The sequence below is a fragment of the Devosia sp. P2_G7 genome, assembly GCF_056403495.1.
The window spans coordinates 51,101-76,227 of sequence record NZ_JBFUFI010000005.1 but is presented as its reverse complement, the minus strand read 5'-3'; the positions used below and the strand labels follow the sequence as shown (position 1 = coordinate 76,227).

Sequence of the window (25,127 nt, the reverse complement as noted above, 5' to 3'; positions counted from 1 at the left end):
TGGTGTACAGACCGGTATGAGCCCCACATCCGCCCGGATTTCCGGGTTAACGAAACGGCACCAATCTATTTCGTATGCTTGGGGCTTGGCGCTAAAATTGCGCCATCCCAATCGAGGGGGGCTTACCCAATGGCGCGCAGGTATTTCGGCACGGACGGCATTCGCGGGCTGGCGAACGGCGACAAGCTGACGCCGGAGCTGGCGATGAAGGTCGGCATGGCGGCGGGCCTCAAGTTCGTCAACGGCGACCACCGCAACCGCGTCGTCATCGGCAAGGATACCCGCCGCTCCGGCTATATGATCGAGAGTGCGCTCACCGCCGGCTTCACCGCCGTAGGGATGGATGTCTACCTGCTCGGCCCGATGCCAACGCCGGCCGTTGCAATGCTCACGCGGTCGCTGCGTGCCGACCTAGGCGTGATGATCTCGGCGTCGCACAATCCGTTCGACGACAACGGCATCAAGCTGTTCCGCCACGACGGCTACAAGCTCTCCGACGCGCTCGAGGACGACATCGAGCAGCTGATGGATTCCAACATGCTGGGTGCGCTATCGCAGGGCCGCGACATCGGCCGGGCGCATCGCGACGAGGCGGCGCAGACCCGCTACATCGAATACGCCAAGCGCACCATGCCCAAGGGCGTGGACCTCAGCGGCCTGCGCGTGGTGCTCGATTGCGCCAATGGCGCGGCTTACAAGGTGGCGCCCACGGCGCTGTGGGAACTGGGCGCCGAGGTGTTCGTCATCGGCAACGAGCCGGATGGCTTCAACATCAACGACAAGGTCGGCTCGACAGCGCCGGAAGCGTTGATCGCCAAGGTCAAGGAACTGCGCGCCGATATCGGCATCGCGCTCGATGGCGACGCCGATCGGGTGATCATCGTCGACGAAAAGGGCGAGATCGTCGATGGCGACCAGTTCATGGCAGTGATCGCCCAGTCCTGGCATGCGCGCGGCGAACTGCGCGGCGGCGGGCTAGTTGCGACGATCATGAGCAATCTCGGGCTCGAGCGTTATCTCGGTGGCATCGGGCTCAACCTCGAGCGCACCCAGGTGGGCGACCGCTACGTGCTCGAAGCGATGCGTGCCAAGGGCTTCAATGTCGGTGGCGAGCAGTCGGGCCACATCATACTCACCGATTTCACCACCACCGGGGATGGGCTCATTGCCGCCCTGCAGCTACTAGCCGTGGCCAAGCAGGCGAACCGACCGGTGTCCGAGATCTGCAAGCGCTTCGACAAGGTGCCGCAACTGCTGCAGTCGGTCCGCTACAAGGAGGGCAAGCCCCTCGAGCACAAGCTGGTGCTGCAGGCGATCAAGGAGAGCCAGGCTCGCCTCGGCACCACCGGGCGCCTCGTCATCCGGCCCTCCGGCACCGAGCCGGTGATCCGGGTCATGGCCGAGAGCGACGATGAGGGGCTGGTTGCCGCCATCGTCAGCGAGATCGCCGCGACCATCAAGAAGGTGGCTTAGGCTTCAATCCTCATGCTCTGCGCCTTCACTGCCTCGCCACAGGGGCAGTTGATGGCGCTCGCCGAGGCCATCGTCGCCATTCCCCGCTGGGACGCATAAGGGCGGAGCAGGGGGGCGGGATAGGAAGCCGCCAAGTAACGACGCAGTCCCAGTAAGATTTCGTTTACGTATCTCCTTCACCCACAATTAGGGTTACCCGTTAGGGTTAAGCCGCTTTTAAGAAAATCCGGGCAGGATGCGTCCACTCGACTGGTGTCGTCGTGGCAACAAGGACCCTGCATAATGCGTAGATATTTTGCTTCAGCGGCTGCGGTAGGAACCGCCCTGCTGCTCGCCGGCCCCGTGGTGGCGGCCGATATGCCCGAATATCCGATCGAAGTCCCCGAAGTCGATTACGACATCGGCGGCTCGTTCTACCTGCGCGGCTCGGCTGCGCTGAACTGGCACTGGGCCCCTGAGGTGGTGCACCCGTCGAACGGCGAGATCAACGAGATCGTCGAGTACGGCTACGGCTACAGCTGGGGCGCCGGCTTCGGCTATGAAACCGGCACCGGTCTCCGTTTCGACGGCACGATCGACTCGGTCGAGACCAAAGGCCTGAAGATCACCAAAGTTGCGCCCGATCCGGATCCGGGTGACTACACCCTGATGCTGCGCTCCACCGTCGCGCTTGCCAACGTCTACTATGACTTTGGCCTCGGCGGCGACTTCACCTATTCCTCGGGTGCCGGCGGTGCCTTCGGCTACGTTGGTGCGGGCGCTGGTGTCGCCTGGAACCATGCCGAGATCAATTCTCCGCTTGGCGCGACGACTCCGGTCCCGACCGGCGGCAACGTCAGTGCCGCAGCGGCCGTCATGGTCGGCGTCGGCTACGACATGGGCAGCTGGGTGGCGGATGTGGGCTATCGCGGCCTCTATATCAACCAGATCAACAACGCGCCGACCGATCCCACGACGACCAGCTACTACGAGATCAACAACAACTGGATCCACGAGCTGCGCGGCACCGTCCGCTACCGCTTCAACTAAGCAGCCGGACGACACCAGTCCGACCCGGAACGGCGCCCAGAAGGGCGCCGTTTTGGTTTGTTGTCAGCGAACTGTCAGGTTCGCTCGCGTAGCTTTTCGCTATGCAAATCAATGGTATCGGCAAGCTCTACGCGAATGGCGAAACGCTCGCCGACGTAGAATTCACCCTCGTGATGACCCCGGGCTTCCCGGCCGGACGAGGCGAGTTGCGCTGCGAGACGCCAGCGCTTCACGAGGCCTACGGGGCCGACGTGGCGGCGCTGTTCTTCGCCGACTGGGGCGACCCCATCGAGATCATGATCGTGGGCGCGCCGGACGGTCCGGTGGCGGATTTCGTCACGGTAGGCGAATCGCCGCGCTACTGGGACGAATGAGCCTTGGAGCAGCCGGCGCTCCCGACCTCACCAGGAGAAGTTGACGCCGGCGCGACCGCCAGTGGTGCCTCGGCTGAGGCCGACACCGACAGCGGCGTTGATAGTAAGCCCATCCGTGGCCTCGAACGCCCCGCCGAAGCCCAGGGCGCTTTCGCCGTTGAAGGTGCCGAAGTTCACAGCAGCGCCGAAGGTCTTGCCCTCATCCACCGTTGCGGTCGGCAATGCTAGGCTGAGTGCCACACCTTCGTTGGCGTCTTTTGCTTGGTCCAGCTCGTCGCTTTCGCCATAGACGGTCCCGTCTGCGGTCTCCTTGCGCGTCTCGCCGGTCTTGGCATTGAGACAGGTGTCCGTACCGGGGATGTAGAACCAGTTGGCACCGTAGATGTGACAGATCTTCACGTATTCGACCGGAGCGGCGAACGATGAGGATGTAACAGAAATTGCCGCGATAGCCGCGGCCGCGATAAGTGTACGCATAAAGTACCCCCTTAATTGGCACGCAAAGCGTCAACATTGGCGGATGAAAGCACAGCGGGGCGCATCGGCATTCACAACTATTTTGTGAGCAGCGGCGGGGGCTTGCCGTCGACCGACTCGCCACCCGCCGCTAGAACTGGCGGCATGGATCCTCCCAGCATCACCATCGAAGATCGCACCCTGTCGCGCGCCGATGTCACCGCCCTTGTCGGCGATGATCCCATCCGTCTACTCGGCTGCAATCTCGAGGAAACCAAGCTCGCCGACCTCGATCTCACCGGCTGGATATTCGAGCGCTGCTCGCTCGTGCGCACCGATCTCGGCAATGCGACGCTGGAGCTGACGCGCTGGCTCAACTGCCGTGGCGCCTTCGCAGTCTTCCGTGGGGCCAACCTCGAAGACGCAGCGTTCCGTTCGTCCGACTTCAACAATGCCAGCTACCGTGGTGCGATGCTGTCCTCGACCTCGTTCGAGGATTGCAAGCTGACCGGTTGCGACATGGCGGAGGCCAAGGCACTCGGAGTGCGCTTTACCAACACCCTGCTGGTTTCGGCGAAGCTCCCCGGCTTCAACTTCCGCAAGGATAAGCTGGTGGGTGTGGACCTCAGCTCGGCCGACCTCGTCAAATGCGATTTCCGAGAAACCGTGTTCGAGAATTCGAGCCTCCGCGAGGCCAATATCGAGCAGGCGCGGTTTCAAGATGCGGACCTGCGCGGCGCCGATCTCGGTGGCCTGCCGATCCTCGCCCAGGCCGGACGCTTCAAGGGTGCGGTGGTCTCGGCGGCACAGGCCGAGCTGATCCTCAGCCAGACGGGTATCAAGGTGCGGGCGCGCTGAACCGACAGCGTGAGCCGTCGCATGTGCCTAAGCAGTTATGGCTGCAGGAGGACTAGGGTTTCCTTAGGGTTGTCGCCTTATCGTCGCGGCGTTTGGGGCGCTGTTCACGCCGAGAGACGAGCATCTGTGCCGAGAACGGTTCCCACCTGCCGATCAGTACACCCGGAGCTCTTTTCATGATCAAGATACTTGCCGTCATTCTGGCCGCCGCGACTTTGCCGGCGCTGCCGCTTTCTGCCGTAGCAGCCACCCAGTTCGCCGACTCGTCCGCCAGTTCGCTGTGCGGAGAGGCGGGCGCCGAAGGCTACAAGCGGCCTGGCGGCTTCTGCGAGCAGCTCGACGATCTGAAGTCGCTGGTCGATGACGTGGATGACGATGCTTGCGCCACGGTGGGCGATGCCGGCTTCCGCTACGACGAAATCCAGGGCCGGCTGCTCGTCGCAATGCCGATCGACCCCTGCTGCAATTTCGCGGAGATCGTCCCTGCCGACCATCTGCCGCCGGAAGGGATTCTCGTTGCCACTAGCGGCTGCCCGATCTGATCGAGCGAACCGTTGATCCAATGGGCCCGGTGTAGTTCGGGCCCATTGTCCTATTCCCCGAGCTGAAACCGCTCGAACCGCCCCAGCTCCTCCTCGAGCATCGCCTTATGCTCGACGGCGCTGCCCTTGCCCACCCAATGCCACGCCTGGATCAGCACCTTGCCGGCCGCCCGATCAGTCTTCAGGTCCATGGCTGCGACGATCTCGTCGCCGGCCAGCACCGGCAGGGTGAAGTAGCCGAATTTGCGCTTGGCCTTGGGCACATAAGCCTCGAACACGTGGTCGTAGCCGAAGAACAGGCTGGTGCGGCGGCGCTGGATGGCCATCGGGTCAAACGGCGAGAGAATGTGCACCAACGGTGGGCCTGACGGCTCCGGCGTCGCCAATGCCTCGGGCGTCGCGTAGTGCAGCGTCGGATCGTCCCCGATGGTCACCGGCAGCAGCGCCTTCTTTCGCAGCCGGGTTTCGATCTGCTTGGCCAGTTCCGGCGAAAAACGCAGTTTCGGATGCATGACCGAGGGGCCGCTGATCAGCCCCTGTGCGGTCAGCGCCCGATCGAGCAGATAGCTATCGATCTGCTTCGGTGTCGCGGGCTTCGGCAACTTGCCGAAATGCCGGCTTATCAGCTCGTAGGTCTTCACCATGCCGTTGCGTTCGGAGATGGTCAGCTCGCCGCTATAGAAGCCGTATTGCAGCACGCGCTTACTTGGCTTGCGGCTGCCCCACGGGTGATCCTTCTCCACCAGCTCGTCGTTATCGATATCGCGGATGGAGATCGCACCGTCCTTCGTGATCTGGCGCAGCAGCTTCTTCAGGTCGTTCGGATCGGCATCGGCATACCAGCGCATCGGCTCGCTGCGGTGCTGGCGCATCTCGCTGAGGTAGAACGCCAGGTCGCGCACCGGCACATAGGCCAGCGCGTGGGTCCAGTACTCGAACACCGACTTGTCGACCGATTGCGCATGCGCCAGGTCGCTGCGCCGATAGTTCGGGATGCGGGTGAAGAGGATGTGGTGGTGGGCGCGCTCGATGACATTGATGGTGTCGATCTGCACATAGCCCAGGTGCTCGACCGCCTTGCGCGTCGCCTCCGGCCCATCACCGAACGGCTCGCGCTCATCGAGCCGCTGGGCGTGCAGCCAGATGCGGCGGGCGTGGGGCAGGGTGATGTTGAGCGGCTTCTTCATACTGACAAACCTAACGCACCATCCTGCCAAGGCGTGTCAGGCTTTCGCGCATCATTTCTTCCACATCGCCAGCAGCCCGGCACCGACGTCGACCCGGGGCGCAGCCGGGGCGATGCCACTGATCGCCGCGGCCTTCACCGCCGGCCAGAACATGTCGTCGAACAGCGGCAGCATGGCCTTTGTGATGAAGCGGCTGCGCTGTGCGTAAACGTGCTTGTCGCCATATGGCGTCTGCTGGTGCACGTAGAACCGCTGCGGGATCATCAGATGCAGCTCGTCCTTGGCGCGGGTCATCGCGACGTAAAGCAGCCGCCGCTCCTCCTCCAGCTCGTGGGTCGAGCCGGTGCCGAGGTCCGACGGAATAGCGCCGTCGACGACGTTCAGCACGTGCACGTTTTTCCACTCCTGCCCCTTGGCCGAGTGGATGGTCGAGAGGATCAGGAAATCCTCGTCGAGCAGCGGCACGCCGGCCTGGTCGGAGGTCGCATCGGGCGGATCGAGCGTCAGCTCGGTGATGAAGCGCTCGCGGCTGGGGTAGCCGGCGGCGATCTGCTCGAGCTGGTAGAGGTCTTCCTTCCGAACCTCTGCATCCTCGTACACCGCCTCCATCAGCGGCTCGTACCACATGCGAGCCCGCAGCAGTTCGGCCGGCCAGCCGCCACCGCCCTTGCCCAGATGCTCCACCACTTCGAGCAGCGCTGGCCAGCTCTCCGAGCCACGCGGCGGGGGAGGGGCGTTCAGCAACTCGACCAGCGGGTCGGCGCTATCCGCCATCAGGTCCAACACCTTGCCCGCCGCACCCGGCCCGATCCCCGGTAGCAGCTGCAGCACGCGAAAACCGGCGACGCGGTCGCGCGGGTTATCAACGAAGCGCAGCAGCGCCAGCATGTCCTTGACGTGCGCGCTGTCGAGGAACTTCAGCCCGCCATACTTCACGAACGGGATGTTGCGCCGCGTCAGCTCGATTTCTAGCTCGGCCGAATGCGACGAGGTGCGGAACAGCACCGCCTGCTGTTTCAGCACCGTGCCACCCTCGCGACAGGCCAGCACGCTCTCGACCACATAGCGGGCCTGGCTCGGCTCGTCCTTCACCGTCACCAGCCGTGGCTTCTCGGTCGCGGCGCGCTCGGTCCAGAGGTTCTTGGTAAAGCGCTCGGCGCTCTCCGAGATCACCGCATTGGCCGCCTCGAGGATCGGCTGGGTCGAGCGGTAGTTCCGGTCGAGCGTCACGATCCGCGCCGGCGGGGTGAACGCGGCCGGGAAATCGAGGATGTTGCGCACCGTCGCGGCGCGAAACGAGTAGATCGACTGCGCGTCGTCGCCGACCACCGTCAGCCCATCGCCCGCCGGCTTCAACGCGAGCAGGATCGAGGCCTGCAGCCGGTTGGTGTCCTGGTACTCATCGACCAGCACATGGTCGAAGCGACCAGCAATGTCCTCGGTAATGACCGGTTCCCGCATCATCGCGGCCCAATAGAGCAGCAGGTCGTCGTAATCGAGCACCTGCTGGCGCTGCTTGGCTTCCACATAGGCGCCAAACAGCTCGCGCAGCTGCGGCCCCCACATGGCGACCCACGGAAACGCCTGCTTCAGCACCACGTCGAGGTCGTCCTGCGCGTTCACCACGCGCGAATAGATGGCGAGGCAGGTGCCCTTGGTGGGGAAGCGCTTCTTCGCCTCCGAGAACCCCATCTCGTGGCGGATGATGTTGATCAGGTCGCCGGAATCCTCGCGATCGTGGATCGAAAAGCCCGGGGTCAGCCCGATCTGCTCGGCATGCTCGCGCAGCAGCCGCGCGCCGATGCCGTGGAACGTCCCGGCCCAGCTCAAGGCATCGGTGATCACGCCGGACTTGGCGCCCATCACCTGCGCCACCAGCCGTTCCACCCGGCGCTGCATCTCGCTCGAAGCGCGGCGCGAAAACGTCATCAGCAGGATGCGGCGCGGATCGGCGCCCTTGACGATCAGATGCGCCACCCGGTGCGCCAGCGTGTTGGTCTTGCCCGACCCAGCCCCGGCGATCACCAGCAGCGGCCCGCCCAGATGCTCCGCCGCCTGCCGCTGCTCGGGGTTCAGCTTGTCGAGATAGTGGGGGGCAAGGGCAGTCTGCACGCGAATCGATCCGGAAGAGAGTTCCGGATCAGGAAGCACTATTCGCGGTTTGTTCGCAATTCACGCTCTCGCTCACCCTCGGGCACCCGGCGCCAGATCAGCAACGCCAGGGCCACCAACGGTGCCCCAATCAGCGGCAGTGCCATGGCGCCAAGGCTGTCCACGACGATGCCACCGACGGCGGCGGCCACGGCCATGCCAATCATGAACGCCGACATGTTGAGCGAGATGGCGACCGGGACCGCTCCCGGGGCGATCTGCGCCATGTGGCTCGCCACCGCGATCGAATAGGTGCGGACCACGAAGCCCTGCGCGCCGACCGTCAGCATCAGCGCCGGCAGCGCCAGGCCCGCCGGCAGGTGCGGCAACGCCACAAAGACCGCCATCACGGCGATCACGGCCAGCCCGGCAATCGTCGCCGTTCGCCGGCTGCCGAAGCGGTCGGACATCCGTCCTGCGGTGGCGCTGCAGGCAATCGCCCCGATCCCACCGCTGAGCAGCACCAGCGGCAGGGCGTCGTAACCGACACCAGCCGCCGTAAGCAGCGCGCTGATATAGACGATCAGCGGCGACGACCCGATCATGAACACCAGCGTCGATAGCAGCGCCGTGCCGATAGCGGGGTTGCGGAGCACCCTCAATCGATCGCCGATGCTCATCGTGTCGCCAAGCATGCCGCGCGGCAGCTTCACGTAGAGCGCCAGTGCCGCCAACCCTGCCATGATTGCCAGAGCGACGTACACAGACCGCCAGCCCAGATGTGCCGCCAGCAGCGCGCCCAGTGGCACGCCGGCCAGCGCTGCGATGGCCTGCCCCATGCTGATCACCTGCATGTAGCGTCCGCGCTGGCCCGTTGGAGCCAGCATCGCTGCAGTCGCCATCGCCGTCCCCGTGTAGGTCCCGGCCACCACCGCAAGGACGGTGCGGACCACGACCAGACCCTCGAAGAACGTCACCAGCACCATCAGCAGCGCGCAGACGGCGAGCCCGAACTCCGACCAGGCAAGGATGCGCCGCCGGCCAACCCCACCGAGCAGCAGCGCGAGGAGCGGCGGGCCAAACGCGTAAGCCAGCGAGTAGAACAGCACCAAGAGGCCCGCCTGCCCGAGGCTGACCCCCAGGTCGGCGCCGATCAGTGGCAGGATGCCGGAAATCAACCCGCCTTCGATGGCGCCGACAAAGGCTGCCAGCGCCAGCCAGAATAACCGCGTATCCATAAAACCCCCCGCCACTTCATGTACCGGGTCGGGTGGCAAATGGGGAGCAGGAGTTGCCGCTTTCCGCTTCGGCCATGCCCCCCAAATAGTAGGGGGCAGTCATCCCTTGGCTTCCGGGGTCGGGCTTCAGCCCGAGCTGTCCTCCGACCTGCCCAGCTCCCGCTGCCTCAACAGGAACGCCACGCCGGTGGTGTAGCGGTCGTGCAGCCTCGCGAACCGGCCGAGCGTGTCCTTGGGAACGCCGATCTCGATCAGCTCCTCATGCATGTCCTTGAGCCGCTTCTCCATCTCGTCCATCTCGAGGATCAGCCGCTCGATCTGGTCTTGGGTCAGTCGAACCATCGTTGCCATTAGCTGCCTCCTTCAAGGCTTGCTGCACAACTACCTACCGGCCTTCCGCGCTGCGTTCTCGTCGAGACGCGCCTGCACCAACCGGGTTACCAGTGCATCCGGGATCGGCTTATCCGGGGTGAAGCGCACCGTGCCCTTCGAGGTATCCAGCCCCTCCAGCTCGGTGGCCAGCGCTTCCATCACCGCCGGGCTCTGCACGTAGAGGGCGCAGTGGTTCTTGGCGGCTCCGAACGACACCAGCGCACCGTTGTGGCGAAACGCCGGGATGCCGTAGCCGACATACTCCTCTGCTTCCGGTGCGGCGGCGATGATCACCCCGCGCAGGTGCTCCAGCGCCTGCCGCTGCGGCGCGGGCAGCACATCGAGGAAGCCGCGGGTGGTCTCGGGCATCGGTTTGGCCATGACGATCTCCACTCCGACCATAACCTCGCACGACCGCTGCCGCGTTGTCAGCACTCCCCGGTGGTTGCTGCTATGCAATTGAAATTGTTAAACTATTCATGTTACACTCTTGTCATGCGGGCGAAGTCGCCTGATGCTCATCCGGTCGCCCGCCCATCGGAGGTGCCTGATGTCGCCGCTGACTACCCCCCATGCCGATACGGAAGGTTTCGGCCTCACCACTGCGCAGATCATCTACCGCGTGCCGGACCACCTGGACCTGCTGCAGGATTTCGTCTGGCAGCAATACGACGTGTTCCCGCAGTTCCCGAACCTCAAGAAGTTCCTCGCCTTCTGGGAGGAAAAGATCGAGGGCCCGCTGCATTCGATAACCGTTGCGCATGCACGGTTGATCCACCCAGTGGAGTTGAGAGCCCTGAGGGGCGCCCGGCTCCACTAGGATCGGTATTCGGTCCCGCCGGATCAGGATCCGCTATCGTCGGACGTATCGTCCCGGGGACCGCAATCGCTGTCCACTAGTACCTGCACCCCGTCCGGGATGACGTCGTCTTCGAAGCAGTGGTGGTCGTCGCCGCCGCCCGGCGTGCTCGCCAGTGAGTTGGTCTCGGGGCCGATATTGCTCGGCAGGCAGTTCGCTGCGTGCACATCCGGCGCCGAGATCAGCACGCCGGCGCAATCGATGAAGTGCTGCATGGGATCGACGCTTTGCGGCGTCACAGTTTGAGAACTCGCCGCCCCCGCAAGAATGAGCAGGCTGCCGGCGGTAACGCCGGCGACGATGCCGATCATACGAAGGTATTTAGCGAGGCCAGTTCCAGTCGAGAACGCAGTCATGCGAAATCTCCCTTAAGCCCTCCCGCGCATCGGGAAGTAAAGCACTGGTCCCGCAAGGCGCATAGCCAAAAAACAGCTAAAGCTGTTCACTTTTCCCAGAGCGTGTCGCCGGTCGTCATTTCGCGATAAAGCAACATGGCGGATAGGCAATGCTGGGTAGAGTCGATACGGGTTCGCAAAACATAAGCCCCGTTGAGAAAGGCGCCCACAAAGTTCTTGAGCTTGGGGTCCTCGTAGTAATGACCGGGACCGAATTCGAGGCGGGTGGCGTCGGGTAACTGCAGAGCGAGCGCCAATGGCAGTTCGCTCTCCACCTTGCCCCGCAGTTCCGCCGCCAATGCTGCGTCCCCCGCCTGATCGAGCGCGAACGAGGCTGCTGCAAGCCCTTCGAGCGCTGCGCAATTGTTCATCCGATTGTCGTTGGCCGGCATCAGCTTGCGCATGTAGTTGGCGCCGAAGCTTACGATGAAGTCGCGATAGCGGTTGTCGCCCGTAGTGCGGAGGCGTTGAGCCGCCGCCATCAGCCCCCAATGGGCGAACATCGTGTCGGGCGTCTCGAGGTACTTCAACATGGCGCCAGCCTCGAGCCGATCGAGCATCGCGGTCACCTCGGTCGCATCGGGGGCGAGCTCGGCATAGTGCGCCAGCGCCAGCCAGGTCTCGCCAGTCGAATAGGAATCCGCCTTGCTGTCCTCAGGACGCTGCGCGATGCGACCGTCCGCCAGTTGCTGGGCGGCGAGACCCTTCAGCCAGAGCACGCGAAGGTCCGGCCGGAAGTCACGGCCGATGGCACGGCTATGGAACAGCTCGGCGAGCAGCGCCAGGGCGGTGCCGCCGGCCCGGCCACCCTCAAGTGTCAGGTCCTCCGAGATCAGCGTGCCGTCGTCGCGCTTGACCGAGCGAGCCTCATAGTAGCCGATGGCACGGGCCGCCGGCTCCTCAAAGCCGGCCTTGCCGCTGAGGAAATAGAACTGGTTGAGCACGAACCCGGCGCCAGCCTGCCGCACGACGTTATCGGCGGTAAGGAAGCGGGAGCGGAGAAAATCGAACTCGTAGAGGAAACGCCCATCCGCCGCCTCGACAGCGACGAGATAGCGGGCGGCGGCTTCGGCGCGTTGTTCGACGGCGGCCCGGCTCAGATCCGTTTCCGCACCCGCAGTGGCGGTGCAGATGGCGAGCGCTGCAAGAAGAACGAGAACGGCACGGCGGATGGTCGCATGCATGAGCAGCCTCCGGTTCCGAAAGCAGCATAGCGCCCGGTCAGGCCCCGGCGGCAAGCCCCTTCAGGTAGTAGCGCCACGGTTCGGACTCGACGAAGGCCCAGTCCGGTATCGGCCGACGGCCGGCCGGCAGCGCCTTGAGCCGCTCGACCAGCAACAGTGCGTCGGCGGTTTTGGCGCGAACCCGCTTGGCTCGGTAGCGGTCGGCGAACTCAGCAGGCAATCCGGCACCGGCGATGATTGCCTCGACTGTGCGGTCGGCGAAATAAATCGATTGCGCCGACAGGCGCAGCGCTATGGCTTCCACTCCGGTTACGCCCATCGCCGCGACCGTTGCTTCGACATCGACCAGCGGCTCGCTCAGCGGCATGAAGTCGAGCTCGGCCGGCGCATGGGCGAGGCAGACATCGGCATCCTCGATGCGGGCGCCGCTCACGTAGCTCTCGGCGATCGGCCCGACCGCCTCCATGCCATACGGGGCGCATTCACCTGCTCGCAGCGCTCCGATCGACGCCGCGCCGAGCACCCGAATACCCTGCTTCAGTGCGAACAGGATTTCCTTGTGCCAGACCGAGGGCACGAAGCCGAACACCCCATCGACCAGGCCGATGGCATCGGCGCCATCGAGCACGGCACGGTGCAGGTCGCCCTGCCGCGCCGGCGGCCGGACATCGAGCCCGGTGCTGTCATAGCTCTGCCCCGCGAGCGACGGGCCGGCGAACAGGACTTTCACAGGAACCCCAGCATGGCAGCAGTGGCGCGCGAGCCTGGACGCCAGTTGCGGTTGGTGAGCCGATCCTCGAGGCCCGGCACGTAGAGCTTCACCACGCTGATGCCGATGCTCTCGCCGCCCAGCGGAATGGCGACGATGTGCTTCAGCCCGGCGCTGGCGAGGCCGGCCTGCAGTGCGGCAATCAGTTCGTCCTCGCCGGTGCCAGCCGGCAGGCCGATCGGGGCGGGCCGTGTGGCCGGAGCCTCCTCGGTCAGCACGGCTATGCTGCGCGCCAGTTCGAGCTCGTATTCGCCCTCGGCGATGTCATCGCGCGCTCCGGCGATGTTGGTGATCCGGGTCTGCGCCGCCTCGACGATGGCGCGACGCGCGGCGACCGCCGCTACCGGGTGGCAGCTGGCGCCGGTCGCGGCGTCGAAGTGCTTGTCGGCGCCGTCGTGGGGGGAGAGCACGGCATAGATCACCGGCACGCCGATATTGCTGGTCTGGTCGAACAGCCGCAGCCGGTAGCCGGCGCGGGCGATCTGGTTGGTCAGCGCATCGACCCCGGCATCGCCGAACGCCGCAGGCGATACGGCCGTCGCCTTGGCCGCCGTATCCGACTTGTAGCCCCAGAGGCACACCGCGTCGCGCTCCACCACTTCGCAGAGCGCGTGCAGCAGCGCACCCGACAGCCTTGTGCCGGCAGCGATGCCGTTGGTCGATTGCGACAGGCGGGGCAGGTCGCGCGGCGGCGTGCCGAGCACCACGGCGTCATAGGGAACCAGCACCAGTGCCCCGGTATCGAGCGCGAAGCCCTCCACCCAGGTGATCGGTTGCTTCTCGTCGACCGCCGCGTCGCGCGGCAGCAGGTGCGAGACGTCGAGCAGCTCGTGCCCGGCAGCGCGTGCCTCGGCGTTGCTCATCGTGCGCCGGGTTGTCTCCGGCACTTCGGCAATGGCGTATTCCGCGGCTTCCATCACCGCCGAGATCTGCGCCGAGATGTCGTCGATGCCCTTGCCCTGGTGGCTGGCGATGGTCGCCGAGTTGGGGCGGATGGCGGCGTAGCAGGGGATGCCGATCCGATCGAGGCCGGTCTGGCGGGCGAGGCGGGTGATGCCGAGCCTGTCGAAATGGAAAGACAAATCCCGCAGCAAGGCCGCGGGATTTCTAGCGCCGTCCGATGCCCTGACGGCAGCCGGGCGGAGTTTGGCTCCGAAGTTCAAGACTTATTTGGAGTGGTAGTGCCAGACGGCGCTGCCGTCCTCGCGCTGGCCCGCAGCCACGGCGATATCGATGCCATCGACGATGGTATTGCCCGCAGCGAGCGCCGAGCGAACGTTCGAGGGGACGACCGTCGACTGGTCGACCGAGGTAACGGTCATCAGCTGAGTATCCACCACCAGCAGCTGCGACGCGTCTTTCTGTCCGATAATCACGTAACGCATATGTACTCTCCTTACAGGCCTATTTGAATCCGGCCTTACGCAACGCTTCAATATACAGATCAACGTCAGCAGGATCGCGCTGCGGCATACGTGATACCCAACGAGCGGTAGTGAAATCCGGCTGCAATTTAAGCGCTTGCAACCGATAGCGCCGGGCCAGGTCCATGCGGCCGGCCATGGCCGCCGCAGCTGCCATCAGGCGCAGCGCCGGCTCCGGGTTCCGCATCTGGTTCAGGTGGCCAAGGGCCTCCTCCCAGCGGCCGCGGAAGAAGTTGATGCCGCCCAGCGTCCATAGGTATTCGTCCGGAGGCACCGGGTTGAGCCGCACCGCAGCTTCGATCTTTTCCTGCGCAGCGGTGAAGTCGGAGTTGTGGACAAGTGTGTCGGCAAAGTCGGCCAGCACGTCGGCATGATTGGGCGCCAGTTGGGCGGCCCTGGTCATGTGCTCGAGGCTCTGGTCGAGATCGCGGTCGAACAGCGCCACGCGGCCGAGTTCGCGATAGGCAGTGCCGTCGTTGGGGTCGATCGACACGGCGCGTTCGGCATGGAGCTTGGCCTTGTCGAGCAAGGTCTTGTCCGAGCCCGAGCGTAGCACCCACTCGACCACGTAGGAGCGGGCGAGCGCGCTCTCGATCGAGGCCTGCTCCGGCTCGATATCGCGGGCAATGCGCAGCGACTTGCGCCCCCGCCGAATCTTGGGCAGGTCGAACGACCTGAGGTTGTGCCGTCCCGCGAGATAGTGGGAGTAGGCGTTGGCGTCGCGCTGGGTGCGCTCGCGCTGCAGTTCGGCAGTCTCGATGCTGTCGGCGAGCGCTCGGGCCACCCCGTTGGTGAAGTCCCAGTAGTGCTCCGGAGCCTTCAGCGCGGTGAAGGCGAACTTGTCGGCCCAGACGATCTCGCGTCCGGCGGCACGCACCAGGCGGATCGCCAGCGACAGCCCGTCACTGGCAAAATGTGGAGCGATGCGGCTTTCCACCGCATAATCGATCTGGTGGGCGCGCACTTCATCGAGGGCGGTGAAGGGGTCGAGTTGCCATGCGGTGTGCGGGGCGATCACCGACACCGATTTCAGCCGCGACAGGCCGATGGTCACATCCTCAACCAAAGCCGGGGCCAGGTGCTTGGGAATGCTCGCCTGCTTGAAGTCCTGCAGCGGCGGCAGCAGCACGACGCGCGGCACGAAGCTCAGTCGTGCCGTATCGTCGGCCGGCAGCGGGCGCCGCTCGATGCTGCGCGGCTGGGCCGGCACGGGGCCGTCACCGTCCTCATCGTGATCGAACAACTCGGCGGTTTCCGCCGCGGGTTCCAGCCCGAGGCCGTGTCGCAGCCGGTTGCGGAACGCGGCGAACGCCGCACGGGCGCCGCTCTCGTTGTTTTCGGCCCGGAACAGCTCGATGGTGCCGCGGCAAACCACTTCGGAATAGGGCAGCCGTTCGGCCAGCCGGAACAGGGCCGAATGCGCGCCACGGCCACCGATGCGAAGCGCCGCTTCGGTCGCCTGGCTGGCGAACTGGTTTTCGATGCGGGTACGCTCGAGCGCCAGCCACTGGTCGAACTCGCTGCCCAGTCCGCTGACGCCGGCCAGCAGCTCGCCGCGATAAAGCGCGATCAGCCGCTCCAGCTCCGGTCCGTCCTCGGCGGCGCGGGCGCGACCGATTTCGCGCAGATCGAGCACCACATCGCGGTTGAGCTCGATTTCGGTGGCATCGGCGTCGAAGAGCTCAAACCCGTAGCGACCTTCGAGTTCGCGCGTATGCAACAGGGTCTGGCGGAGATTGGTCATCGCCTGTTCGGCGGTACTGCTCTCCCAAGCTCGCTCAGCTAAAGCCGAGCGTCGCGCGCGGCTGGAAAAGTCCAGATAAAGCAGAGCTGCCAAGGCAAAGGCCTTCTGACGCAGCTTTACAGCCGAGCCGTCCGCAAGACGGAGGACCGGTGTTCCCAAAAGCTGCAGGGTGACCGTTTCCCGCATAGAAGTGATCGGCATTGCTCAGTTGTTCCGTCGAATGTGGTGGAAGTTTACTTGACGAAGTAAAGGCCAAAGCGTAGCCACGTAACGGCTAGATAACGCATTGAAGTAAGCTACCCATGCGTAAGGCGCTAGCACAATAACTGCGAGAAGCGCGGCGGGTGGGCCGCAGTTCCCGCATATAGGACCCGAAACCTAGGCAACAATAACGAGGGACGAATGGAATCAGGAACATCGAACTTGGCTGCGGCAGATGCGAGGAGTTCCCAACTGGTCGAACTGAGCGCCGATATCGTCAGCGCTTATGTGAGTCACAATGCTCTCAGCGCCAGCGATATTCCCAAGCTGATCGCCAGCGTGCATGCAACGCTGTCGGGACTCGGTGGTGTCGTGGAAGCTGAGGCAGCAGTCGAACTTCGGCCGGCGGTATCGATCAAGAAATCGATCACGCCGGAATACTTGATCTGCCTCGAAGACGGAAAGAAGTTCAAGTCGTTGAAGCGTCATCTCAGGACCGAATACGACATGTCGCCCGAGGAATACCGGGCGAAATGGGGTCTTCCGGTGGACTATCCTATGGTGGCGCCAACCTACTCGGAAGCGCGGTCGCGCCTGGCCAAGACGATTGGCCTCGGCCGCAAGCCCAAAACGCCGGCCACTCGTGGCCGTGCGAAGGTCGTTTCCTGACGTCATCGACGAGCGAACACCCAAACCGACGCGCCTGGCGCCGGTTTATTATCCTAGCAGATCGCGTGCCGCGGCGGGTGGGCCGCGGCATCGCGGGCGCCACCGGGATGGCGCCTCAAAAAACTGCCCCCTCCATTTGGTGGGGGAGGGAGCAGTAGGACATAGGACCCGAATTTCCTATGCTTAACCATACTAGGCCCCCGGCCGTGATGTGGCCGTTATGCCTGTTCTCAGCAGCAAGTCAGTGAAACTCGAGTAGTCGCGCGCGCGATCGATCACCGGCGAGTGGGCGGGGCGTTAGCCGGCGGCGTTCGGCAGCGCTGTTCCGGCGTAGCCGCCGGCCGAGATGGTGGTGCAGAGCCCGTGCCACTCGCAACCGGCGCAGGCCTGACGGGTTCGGCCCGCCGAAAAGGCGTCGCGCATCTGGAGCAGCAGGGCGCGGTTCAGTTCCAGGCGATGGCCGAGATCGAGCGGTGTGGCCAGCAGGTCGCCGACATCGCGGAGCGCCAACCGGTCGCGTTCCGTGACGCTGTCGCGATGGCAGTGCGGATCGGCATCGGCCAGTAGCGGGGCGCAGATGTCGTCCGGCCCCGCGACGATCGTGATGTCTTCGCCATCGCCGATCCGAGCGGCGATGGCGTCGTAATTGGCGGTGAACGCTGCGCTGTAGCCTTTGCCTGCGTAGGTCAGCAGGCAAAGCAGGTGATGCGGGCGCAGCCGGACCGTCATTGTGCGGCGCGAACCTTGCCGCGGGCGAGAAGCGCAAGCACTGCGGCGCCGAGCACCGACTTCAGCACGCCACCGATAATGAACGGGGCCACGCCGCTGGTGAAGGCCGCCTCGACGCCGATGATGGTGGCGAGCCAAGCCGCGCCGAGCACGAGGCAAAGCAGGTTGCCCAGCAGCATGCTGACAAAGGCCAGCACCGGCCGGTGGCCGTTCCAGCCGCGTTCGGCGAGCCAGCCGACCAGTGCGCCAACGACCGGGAAAGCGAAGAGATAGCCGCCGGTGGGGCCGACGAAGTGCAGCGCGCCCGACGCTCCGCCCGCGAGAACCGGCAGTCCGAGGGCGCCTTCGGCGAGCCAGGCGATGATGGTGATCGCTCCGAGTCGCCAGCCGTAGAGTGCGCCGACCATGGCCACGGCGAAAGTCTGCATGGTGACGGGCACCGGCACCATCGGCACCTCGATATAGGACGAGAGCGCCAGGAACAGCGTGCCGAGAACAACTGCACCCGCCTGCCAGGCGAGTGGGCGGCTTCGCAGATCGAGTGGGCTGAAGGCGGGAGTGAGGGCGGCGGCGTTCGACACGAATGAGCTCCTTGCGCGAGTTATAGATAATTTTTCATATCTATCGCTAAAGAAGTCCACAGAAGCGGGAGCTTTGCAAGAGGCTATCGCCCGGTGGCGGCTTTTGCGGGCCGCTGGCCCGGCTTCCGTGGCTCCTGGCCGCTCCACCGGATGTGCCTGGCGAGCACCGAGGCCGCGGTGTCGATATCGCCCGCCCGCAACGCCGCGAGGATCGCCATGTGGTCCCGATCGGTCGGCGCTTCCCACTCTGCCCGCCAGCCCGAGAACAGGAAGCGGGCACTGGCGCTGTGCAGATCATCGATACTCTTGAGCAGGCGCGGCATACCGCAAGGCGCGATGATCAGTCGATGAAAGGCGCGATTCGCCTCCTCCCAGGCCTGTACGTCGCTTGCCCTGTCGCCAGCCTTGGTGACGCTCTCGGCCTCGTCGAGGATGGCCTTGGTCAAGTGCGGACTGGCATAGCGCAGCGCCAGCACTTCGAGCGCGGCGCGCATTTCGGCCACCTCGCGCACTTCGTCGAGGCTGAAGCCGGCAACCCGCACCCCGCGGCGCGGCTCGCTCACCGCCAGCCCTTGCGCCTCGAGCAGCCGGAACGCCTCGCGCACCGGCACATGGCTGGCGCCAAACTCCTCGGCAATGTGGTCCTGTCGCAAGCGCGTGCCGGACGGGATGTCCCCGGCGATGATCCGCTCGGCGAGAATTTTGCTGATCCGCACCGAAACGGTGTCGTCTTTGGCTGTGCTGGTCATTTTATAGATAATTCATCGCCTGCGTCGGCCAATTAGTCAATCGTGCCCGACGGTTACGAACCGCGACGAAAGCTGGCGTCGACGCTGGCGCAGTTCCGGCCTATGCAAGTGCCCGGCCGACGAATAGCGACAGACCTGCAATGATCACCTCTCCGACCCAGATTTCCGGCGACGCCCTGCTGGCGCAGTTGCGCGGCTTTGTCGGCGACAGCTACGTGCTGACCGACGCGCGACGCACCCGCCGCTTTCGCAAGGGCTATCGGTACGGCGAAGGCAAGGTGCTGGCAGTAGTGCGGCCCGGCACGCTGCTCGAGCAGTGGCGGGTGTTTAAGGCCACCATCGAGGCTGGCCGCATCGTCATCATGCAGGCGGCCAATACCGGCCTCAACGGCGGCTCGACGCCGTTCGGCGACGACTACGACCGCGAGGTCGTGCTGATCAACACCATGCGAATCGGCCGCATCGACATGCTCAAGGGCGGCGGGCAGGTGCTCGCCCTCGCCGGCGCGACGCTGCATCGGCTGGAAAAGCTGATCCGGCCGCTCGGGCGCGAGCCGCATTCGGTAATCGGCTCCACCACCATCGGCGCCTCAGTAGTCGGCGGGGTCAGCAACAATTCCGGCGGCGCGCTGCTGCGGCGCGGCCCCGCCTTCACCCAGCTGGCGCTCTATGCCCGGGTCGGCGAGGACGGCAGCGTGTCGCTGATCAATCATCTCGGGATTGAGCTCGGCAACGATCCCGAGGAGATCCTGTCGCGGCTGGATAGCGGCAAGTACTCCGAAGCCGACGTCTGGCACGACACCGGCAAGCTGGCCTCCGACCCCGATTATTCGACGTTGGTGCGCGATATCGCGGCGCCGGGTCCCGCCCGCTTCAACAACGATCCGCGGCTGCTCTACGAGGCCGCCGGCAGCGCCGGCAAGCTCTGCATCTTCGCCGTCCGGCTCGACACCTTTCCGAGCTCCGGCCCGTCGAAGGTGTTCTACGTCGGCTCCAACGACTTCATGGAGCTGACCAATATCCGCCGCCACATCCTCAGCCAGTTCAAGGCGCTGCCTGTGGCGGGCGAATACCTGCACCAGGACGCCTACGCGCTGGCTGAGAAATACGGCAAGGACCTCTACCTGCTGATCAAATATGCCGGTACCGAGCGCATCCCGACCGCTTTCGCGCTGAAGAGCCGGTTCGACGCGATCACCGGCCGGCTGGGGCTGGGCACCAACCTGTCGGACCGCCTGCTGCAGGTGATCACCGGCTTGCTGCCCAACCATCTGCCGGTGCGGATGAACGCCTTCCGCGACCGCTACCAGCACCACCTGCTGCTGCGCATGGACGGCGAGGGGATCGAGGAGGCGCGCGCCTATCTCAAGTCGATCTTCCCCACGGCGGATGGCGACTTCTTCGAGTGCGACGACGAGGAGGCGGCCGCGGCCTTCCGCAACCGCTATGCGGTCGGCGGCGGCTCGGTCCGCTTCCGCGCCGTCAATCCCGATACGGTCGAAAACATCGTCGCGCTCGACCTGGCCCTGCCGCGCAACACCATCGATTGGCGCGAGACGCTGCCCGAGGGCATCGAGGACAGCATCGTGCGCCGCATTCCCTGCGGCCACTTCTTCTGCCAGGTGTTCCACTACGACTACGCAGTGAAAAAGGGCACCGACTGGCTGGCGCTCGAGCACAAGATCATCGCCCACCTCAACGGCCGCGGCATCGAGTTCCCCTCCGAGCACAATGTCGGCCACCTCTACACCGCCAAGCCCGTGCTGGCCGATTTCTACCGCTCGCTCGACCCGACGAACACGATGAACCCGGGCATCGGGCAGACCTCGAAGCTCAAGGATTGGGCGTAGCGCGAGGTCAGGCCGTCTGCATTGCTCGGTATCACCACCAGACTTTTGGACGCTTGACGCGCTCCCGTCATGAGGAGTATCTGCCCGTCCCAGGACACCTCACCCTAACGTGAGGCTTTCGACCTGGGAGGGTCGCCATGGCTGATTTGCCCCTGACTGCGCCGGCAGTGAAACCGGCTAACCCCAATTTTTCGTCGGGCCCCTGTGCCAAACGTCCTGGCTGGACGGTGAACGTGCTTGCCGACGCGCTCGTCGGCCGCTCGCACCGGGCCAAGCCCGCCAAGGCGCGCATCGAGAAGGCTATCGCCTTGACCCGCGAGCTGCTCGAAGTGCCCGCCGACTACCTGATCGGCATCGTCCCCGCTTCCGATACCGGCGCCGTCGAAATGGCGCTGTGGTCGATGCTCGGCGCTCGCGGTGTCGACATGCTGGCCTGGGAGTCGTTCGGCGAAGGCTGGGTCACCGACGTCCAGAAGCAGCTGAAGCTCGATAATGTCCGCGTGCTGAAGGCGCGGTATGGCGAGCTGCCGGACCTCAAGACCGTCAACTTCGACAACGACGTCGTCTTCACCTGGAACGGCACCACCTCGGGCGTCCGCGTCCCGAACGCCGACTGGATCCCGGCCGACCGCAAGGGCCTCACCATCTGCGACGCAACCTCGGCCGCCTTCGCGCAGAATCTCGACTTCGCAAAGCTCGATGTCGTCACCTTCTCGTGGCAGAAGGCGCTCGGCGGTGAAGCCGCGCACGGCATCCTGATCCTTTCGCCCCGCGCCGTTGAGCGGCTCGAGACCTTCAAGCCGGATCGCCCGCTGCCCAAGGTCTTCCGCATGACCAAGGGCGGCAAGCTCATGGCCGATATCTTCGAGGGCGCCACCATCAACACGGTGTCGATGCTCTGCATCGAGGACGCGGTGGACGCGATGGAGTGGGGCAAGACGGTTGGCGGCCTCAAGGGCATGCAGGCGCGCGCCAACGCCAACTTCAAGGTGTTGAACGACTGGGTGGCCAAGACCCCGTGGGTCGATTTCCTCGCCAGGAACGAAGCCGAGCGCTCGAACACTTCGGTCTGCCTCGTCATCTCCGATCCGGAGATCACGGCGCTTTCCGAGGACGCGCAGGCGGCCTTCGCCAAGGCGATCGTTTCGCGGCTCGACAAGGCCGGCGTCGCCTACGACATCGGCGGCTATCGCGATGCCCCGACCGGTCTGCGCATCTGGGCCGGCTCGACCGTCGATGCCGATAGCCTCGCGGCACTGACGCCGTGGCTCGATTTCGCCTTCGCGACGGAGAAGGCCGCACTTTCCAAGGCAGCAGCCTAGAAGTTCACGAGCTTCACCGCTCCTTTCCCTGGAACAGGGGCGGTCCTTTCCATCGATTTCCATTCATCCGCGTGGCATTCCCGCGGCAAGAGGAGGGCGACATGCCCAAGGTTCTCGTTTCGGACAAGCTGTCGAAGACCGCTGTCCAGATCTTCAAGGACAACAATATCGACGTCGATTATCTGCCCGATCTCGGCAAGGACAAGGACAAGCTGTTCGAGGTGATCGGCCAGTATGACGGTCTCGCGATCCGCTCGGCGACCAAGGTCACCGAGAAAATCCTCAGCGCCGCCAAGAACTTGAAGGTGATCGGCCGCGCCGGCATCGGCGTCGACAACGTCGATATCCCCGCCGCCACCAAGGCCGGCATCATCGTGATGAACACCCCGTTCGGCAACTCGATCACTACGGCTGAACACGCCATCGCCATGATGTTCGCACTTGCCCGCCAGCTCCCCGAAGCCGACGCCTCGACCAAGGCCAGCAAGTGGGAGAAGAACCGCTTCATGGGCGTCGAAGTCACCAGCAAGACCCTCGGCCTCATCGGCGCCGGCAATATCGGCTCGATCGTTGCCGACCGTGCGCAGGGCCTCAAGATGAAGGTCGTGGCGTTTGACCCGTTCCTGACGCCCGAGCGCGCCCAGGCGATCGGCGTCGAGAAGGTGGAGCTCGACGAGCTGCTGAAGCGCGCCGATTTCATCACGCTGCACACGCCGCTGATCGATGCCACCCGTAACATTATCGACGCCGCGGCGATCGAGAAAATGAAGCCCGGCGTCCGCATCATCAACTGCGCCCGCGGCGGTCTCGTCGACGAGGCGGCGCTCTACGAAGCGCTGAAGTCGGGCAAGGTCGCCGGCGCCGCGTTCGACGTGTTCGTCGAGGAGCCGGCGCAGAACAACCCGCTGTTCGAGCTGGACAATTTCATCGCTACCCCGCACCTCGGCGCCTCGACCACCGAAGCGCAGGAGAACGTGGCGCTGCAGGTGGCCGAGCAGATCTCGGCCTACCTCAACACCGGCGAGATCGCCAACGCGCTGAACTTCCCCTCGATCACCGCCGAGGAAGCGCCGCGCCTCACTCCGTGGATCAAGCTCGCCGAAGCGCTGGGCTCGTTCGCCGGCCAGCTGACCGAGACCTCGATCAAGGGCATCCGCATCGAGTACGAGGGCAATGTCGCCGCGCTCAACACCAAGCCGATGACCGCAGCCGCGATCAACGGTGTGCTGAAGCCGCAGGTGGCCGAGGTGAACATGGTTTCGGCCCCGCAGATCGCCAAGGATCGCGGCATCAATGTCGAGATCATCACCCGCGACCAGCAGGGCGCCTACGAGGGCTACATCCGACTCACGGTGATCACCGAGCGGCAGGAACGGGGCTTGGCCGGCACCATCTTCGCCAACGGCAAGCCGCGCATCATCCAGGTCAAGGGCATCAACATGGACGCCGAGCTGACCCCGGCGATGCTCTACGTCACCAACGAGGATAAGCCGGGCCATATCGGCCGCCTCGGCACGCTGCTCGGCAACCTCGGCATCAACATCGCCAACTTCAACCTCGGCCGCGCCGAGGTGGGGGGCGACGCCATCGCGCTGCTGTCGATCGACGGCTCGGTGAACGCCGACCAGCTCAAGGAAATCGCCGGTTTGCCCGGCGTGAAGCAGGCCAAGGCACTGGCCTTCCAGTAAGAACGAAAGGCCGGGCCCAGTGCCCGGCCTTCTTGCTTCAGCCCCGCAGCGGGCTGAAGAACTTTTGCAGGTCTCCGGCGAGCAATGCCGGCTCCTCCATCGCCGGGAAGTGGCCGCCTTCTTTGAACTCGCTCCAGTGGCCAATCTGGTGTTGGGGGTCGAACAGTGGGCGGACCAGGTCGCTGGCGTTGAACACGGCGACGCCGCGCGGCGTGGCGCTGGGCGGCGCCCAGCCCATGGCCTTGAACGCCTCCCACAACGCATTCGCCGAGGCGGAACCGCCACCGCCGAACCAGTAGAGGCTCACATTGGTCAGGAACTGGTCGATATCGACCGCGTCCTCGATCGTCGCCTTGTTCGGGTTGGTCCAGGCCTCGAACTTCTCGGCGATCCAGGCGAGCTGGCCGATGGGCGAGTCGTTCAGCGCATAGCCGAGCGTCTTGGGACGGGTCGACTGGATGGCGATGTAGCCGTTGCGATCGGCGACCTTCGCCAGCAGGGCTCCGGCCCGCTGCTTCTGCTCGTCGGACAGCGCCGGGTTCTGGCTCAAGTCGCCGCCCATGAACGAGGCGACGGCTATGACGCTGTCGAGATCGGTGCCGAGGTGGAGGCCGATGGCGCGGCCATTGGTCAGCACATCAAGCTGCGCCGCGACGTCCGATCCCATGTCGGTGCCGTGGATGGCGAAGCGATCGTAGCCGAACTGGTTGAGCAGTTCGGCGATGGCTGCTGCCGTCTTGCCGGCGGTCCAGCCGGGCTGGCGCGGGGCAGGGGATAGGCCGAAGCCGGGAGCGGTCGGGATCACCAGGTGGAAGGCGTCCTTGCCGTCCGTCGGATTGGTCAGCGGCTCGACCAGCTTCAGGTACTCGATGCCCGAACTCGGCCAGCCGTGGCACAGCACCAGCGGGGTCGCATTGGCGTGCTTCGAGCGGATGTGGAAGGCGTGGATCTGCTCGCCCTCGAACTCGAGCATCACCTGGTCGTACTGATTGAGCTCCGCCTCTTTGGCGCGCCAGTCGAAGGCCTCCCAGCGTTCGGCGAGCTGGCGGAGATAGCCGCCGGGAATGCCGCGTTCCCAGGTGTCGGGGGCGACTTCTACCGGCCAGCGGGCGCTGCGCAGGCGGTTCTTGAGGTCAGCGATGTCGGCGTCGGCGATGGCGATCTTATGGGGCTTGGCGGTGGACGTCTTGGCGGTAGACATGGCGGTCTCTCCTCGGGCGGCTGAATTGGCGATGGCCGTGAACGCCGGCACGAGTGCTGCGGCTACGGCGGACCGGATGAGGGATCGACGGGTCAGGGGCATTTTCGGTCGTCCTCGCTGTTTCGGTGCCGGTCTCTGCCGG

Annotated in this window: 26 protein-coding genes; 10 read left to right on the top strand and 16 right to left on the bottom strand. The window is 64.9% G+C overall.

The features are described 5' to 3' along the window. The first annotated feature begins 129 nt into the window (after positions 1 to 129). The 3 genes from glmM to AC1DWU_RS09940 all read left to right on the top strand — a co-directional run bounded on the left by glmM (position 130) and on the right by AC1DWU_RS09940 (position 2,876). On the top strand, positions 130 to 1,473 hold the full coding sequence (glmM, locus tag AC1DWU_RS09950; RefSeq protein WP_477149820.1) for a phosphoglucosamine mutase: 1,344 nt from the start codon (positions 130 to 132) through the stop codon (positions 1,471 to 1,473). A 282-nt stretch (positions 1,474 to 1,755) separates the two neighbouring features. Next, complete coding sequence (locus AC1DWU_RS09945; RefSeq protein ID WP_477149819.1) at positions 1,756 to 2,502, top strand: outer membrane protein; 747 nt, start codon at positions 1,756 to 1,758, stop codon at positions 2,500 to 2,502. 101 nt (positions 2,503 to 2,603) lie between these two features. Further along, positions 2,604 to 2,876 carry a hypothetical protein gene (locus AC1DWU_RS09940; protein WP_477149818.1) on the top strand — a complete coding sequence of 91 codons (273 nt, stop codon included), beginning with the start codon at positions 2,604 to 2,606 and terminating at the stop codon, positions 2,874 to 2,876. Positions 2,877 to 2,903: 27 nt separating this feature from the next. Here AC1DWU_RS09940 and AC1DWU_RS09935 read toward each other — a convergent pair whose 3' ends face one another. Then, a complete protein-coding gene (locus AC1DWU_RS09935) occupies positions 2,904 to 3,353 on the bottom strand; it encodes a porin (protein ID WP_477149817.1) in 450 nt (149 codons plus the stop codon). A gap of 144 nt (positions 3,354 to 3,497) precedes the next feature. Between AC1DWU_RS09935 and AC1DWU_RS09930 the strand changes: the two genes are divergently transcribed. Together AC1DWU_RS09930 and AC1DWU_RS09925 are read left to right on the top strand one after the other, a co-directional pair. Next, positions 3,498 to 4,190: a pentapeptide repeat-containing protein gene (locus tag AC1DWU_RS09930; RefSeq protein WP_477149816.1), complete on the top strand. Its 693-nt coding sequence runs from the start codon at positions 3,498 to 3,500 to the stop codon at positions 4,188 to 4,190. Positions 4,191 to 4,366: 176 nt separating this feature from the next. Further along, positions 4,367 to 4,732, top strand: coding sequence for a hypothetical protein (locus tag AC1DWU_RS09925; RefSeq protein ID WP_477149815.1), 366 nt, complete (start codon positions 4,367 to 4,369; stop codon positions 4,730 to 4,732). A 50-nt stretch (positions 4,733 to 4,782) separates the two neighbouring features. Here AC1DWU_RS09925 and AC1DWU_RS09920 read toward each other — a convergent pair whose 3' ends face one another. From AC1DWU_RS09920 to AC1DWU_RS09900, 5 genes are all read right to left on the bottom strand, one after another. Continuing rightward, complete coding sequence (locus AC1DWU_RS09920; RefSeq protein ID WP_477149814.1) at positions 4,783 to 5,919, bottom strand: winged helix-turn-helix domain-containing protein; 1,137 nt, start codon at positions 5,917 to 5,919, stop codon at positions 4,783 to 4,785. Between the two features lie 51 nt (positions 5,920 to 5,970). Beyond that, positions 5,971 to 8,031, bottom strand: coding sequence for an ATP-dependent helicase (locus AC1DWU_RS09915; RefSeq protein ID WP_477149813.1), 2,061 nt, complete (start codon positions 8,029 to 8,031; stop codon positions 5,971 to 5,973). 38 nt (positions 8,032 to 8,069) lie between these two features. Further along, the gene (locus AC1DWU_RS09910; protein WP_477149812.1) at positions 8,070 to 9,248 is read right to left on the bottom strand and encodes an MFS transporter; all 1,179 of its coding nucleotides are present in this window, start codon (positions 9,246 to 9,248) and stop codon (positions 8,070 to 8,072) included. A gap of 126 nt (positions 9,249 to 9,374) precedes the next feature. Then, positions 9,375 to 9,599, bottom strand: coding sequence for a hypothetical protein (locus AC1DWU_RS09905; RefSeq protein WP_477149811.1), 225 nt, complete (start codon positions 9,597 to 9,599; stop codon positions 9,375 to 9,377). Between the two features lie 30 nt (positions 9,600 to 9,629). After that, on the bottom strand, positions 9,630 to 10,001 hold the full coding sequence (locus tag AC1DWU_RS09900; protein WP_477149810.1) for an iron chaperone: 372 nt from the start codon (positions 9,999 to 10,001) through the stop codon (positions 9,630 to 9,632). A 169-nt stretch (positions 10,002 to 10,170) separates the two neighbouring features. Here AC1DWU_RS09900 and AC1DWU_RS09895 point away from each other — a divergent pair, with 169 nt between their 5' ends. Next, a complete protein-coding gene (locus AC1DWU_RS09895; protein ID WP_477149809.1) occupies positions 10,171 to 10,440 on the top strand; it encodes a protein usg in 270 nt (89 codons plus the stop codon). A 23-nt stretch (positions 10,441 to 10,463) separates the two neighbouring features. On the opposite strand, the gene AC1DWU_RS09890 is transcribed toward AC1DWU_RS09895, so the two are convergent. From AC1DWU_RS09890 to AC1DWU_RS09865, 6 genes are all read right to left on the bottom strand, one after another. Further along, a complete protein-coding gene (locus tag AC1DWU_RS09890) occupies positions 10,464 to 10,835 on the bottom strand; it encodes a hypothetical protein (RefSeq protein WP_477149808.1) in 372 nt (123 codons plus the stop codon). A gap of 86 nt (positions 10,836 to 10,921) precedes the next feature. After that, positions 10,922 to 12,058: a hypothetical protein gene (locus tag AC1DWU_RS09885; protein ID WP_477149807.1), complete on the bottom strand. Its 1,137-nt coding sequence runs from the start codon at positions 12,056 to 12,058 to the stop codon at positions 10,922 to 10,924. A 37-nt stretch (positions 12,059 to 12,095) separates the two neighbouring features. After that, positions 12,096 to 12,788 carry a TfuA-like protein gene (locus tag AC1DWU_RS09880; protein WP_477149806.1) on the bottom strand — a complete coding sequence of 231 codons (693 nt, stop codon included), beginning with the start codon at positions 12,786 to 12,788 and terminating at the stop codon, positions 12,096 to 12,098. Then, entirely contained in the window at positions 12,785 to 13,909 is a 1,125-nt protein-coding gene (locus AC1DWU_RS09875; RefSeq protein WP_477149805.1) for a YcaO-like family protein, read from the bottom strand. Before AC1DWU_RS09875 ends, AC1DWU_RS09880 begins: the two co-directional genes overlap by 4 nt. A gap of 84 nt (positions 13,910 to 13,993) precedes the next feature. Next, the gene (locus tag AC1DWU_RS09870; protein ID WP_477149804.1) at positions 13,994 to 14,212 is read right to left on the bottom strand and encodes a hypothetical protein; all 219 of its coding nucleotides are present in this window, start codon (positions 14,210 to 14,212) and stop codon (positions 13,994 to 13,996) included. Between the two features lie 19 nt (positions 14,213 to 14,231). Continuing rightward, entirely contained in the window at positions 14,232 to 15,995 is a 1,764-nt protein-coding gene (locus tag AC1DWU_RS09865; RefSeq protein ID WP_477149803.1) for a BTAD domain-containing putative transcriptional regulator, read from the bottom strand. 402 nt (positions 15,996 to 16,397) lie between these two features. Between AC1DWU_RS09865 and AC1DWU_RS09860 the strand changes: the two genes are divergently transcribed. Then, positions 16,398 to 16,865: a Ros/MucR family transcriptional regulator gene (locus tag AC1DWU_RS09860; RefSeq protein WP_477149802.1), complete on the top strand. Its 468-nt coding sequence runs from the start codon at positions 16,398 to 16,400 to the stop codon at positions 16,863 to 16,865. A gap of 297 nt (positions 16,866 to 17,162) precedes the next feature. Here AC1DWU_RS09860 and AC1DWU_RS09855 read toward each other — a convergent pair whose 3' ends face one another. From AC1DWU_RS09855 to AC1DWU_RS09845, 3 genes are all read right to left on the bottom strand, one after another. Further along, positions 17,163 to 17,594, bottom strand: coding sequence for a DUF1284 domain-containing protein (locus AC1DWU_RS09855; protein ID WP_477149801.1), 432 nt, complete (start codon positions 17,592 to 17,594; stop codon positions 17,163 to 17,165). Further along, complete coding sequence (locus AC1DWU_RS09850; protein ID WP_477149800.1) at positions 17,591 to 18,175, bottom strand: biotin transporter BioY; 585 nt, start codon at positions 18,173 to 18,175, stop codon at positions 17,591 to 17,593. The genes AC1DWU_RS09855 and AC1DWU_RS09850 overlap by 4 nt, the downstream gene beginning before the upstream one ends. Before the next feature lie 83 nt (positions 18,176 to 18,258). Next, positions 18,259 to 18,924 (bottom strand): GntR family transcriptional regulator, encoded by a 666-nt coding sequence (locus AC1DWU_RS09845; RefSeq protein ID WP_477149799.1) that lies wholly within the window; start codon positions 18,922 to 18,924, stop codon positions 18,259 to 18,261. 140 nt (positions 18,925 to 19,064) lie between these two features. Here AC1DWU_RS09845 and dld point away from each other — a divergent pair, with 140 nt between their 5' ends. The 3 genes from dld (at position 19,065) to serA (ending at position 23,784) form a co-directional block, all read left to right on the top strand. Beyond that, a complete protein-coding gene (dld, locus tag AC1DWU_RS09840) occupies positions 19,065 to 20,774 on the top strand; it encodes a D-lactate dehydrogenase (protein WP_477149798.1) in 1,710 nt (569 codons plus the stop codon). A gap of 137 nt (positions 20,775 to 20,911) precedes the next feature. Then, entirely contained in the window at positions 20,912 to 22,096 is a 1,185-nt protein-coding gene (locus AC1DWU_RS09835) for a phosphoserine transaminase (RefSeq protein ID WP_477149797.1), read from the top strand. Positions 22,097 to 22,197: 101 nt separating this feature from the next. Then, positions 22,198 to 23,784, top strand: coding sequence for a phosphoglycerate dehydrogenase (gene serA, locus AC1DWU_RS09830; RefSeq protein WP_477149796.1), 1,587 nt, complete (start codon positions 22,198 to 22,200; stop codon positions 23,782 to 23,784). A gap of 37 nt (positions 23,785 to 23,821) precedes the next feature. Here the strand turns inward: serA and AC1DWU_RS09825 are convergent, their stop codons facing one another. Further along, the gene (locus AC1DWU_RS09825) at positions 23,822 to 24,985 is read right to left on the bottom strand and encodes an epoxide hydrolase family protein (RefSeq protein ID WP_477149795.1); all 1,164 of its coding nucleotides are present in this window, start codon (positions 24,983 to 24,985) and stop codon (positions 23,822 to 23,824) included. Positions 24,986 to 25,127: the final 142 nt, after the last annotated feature.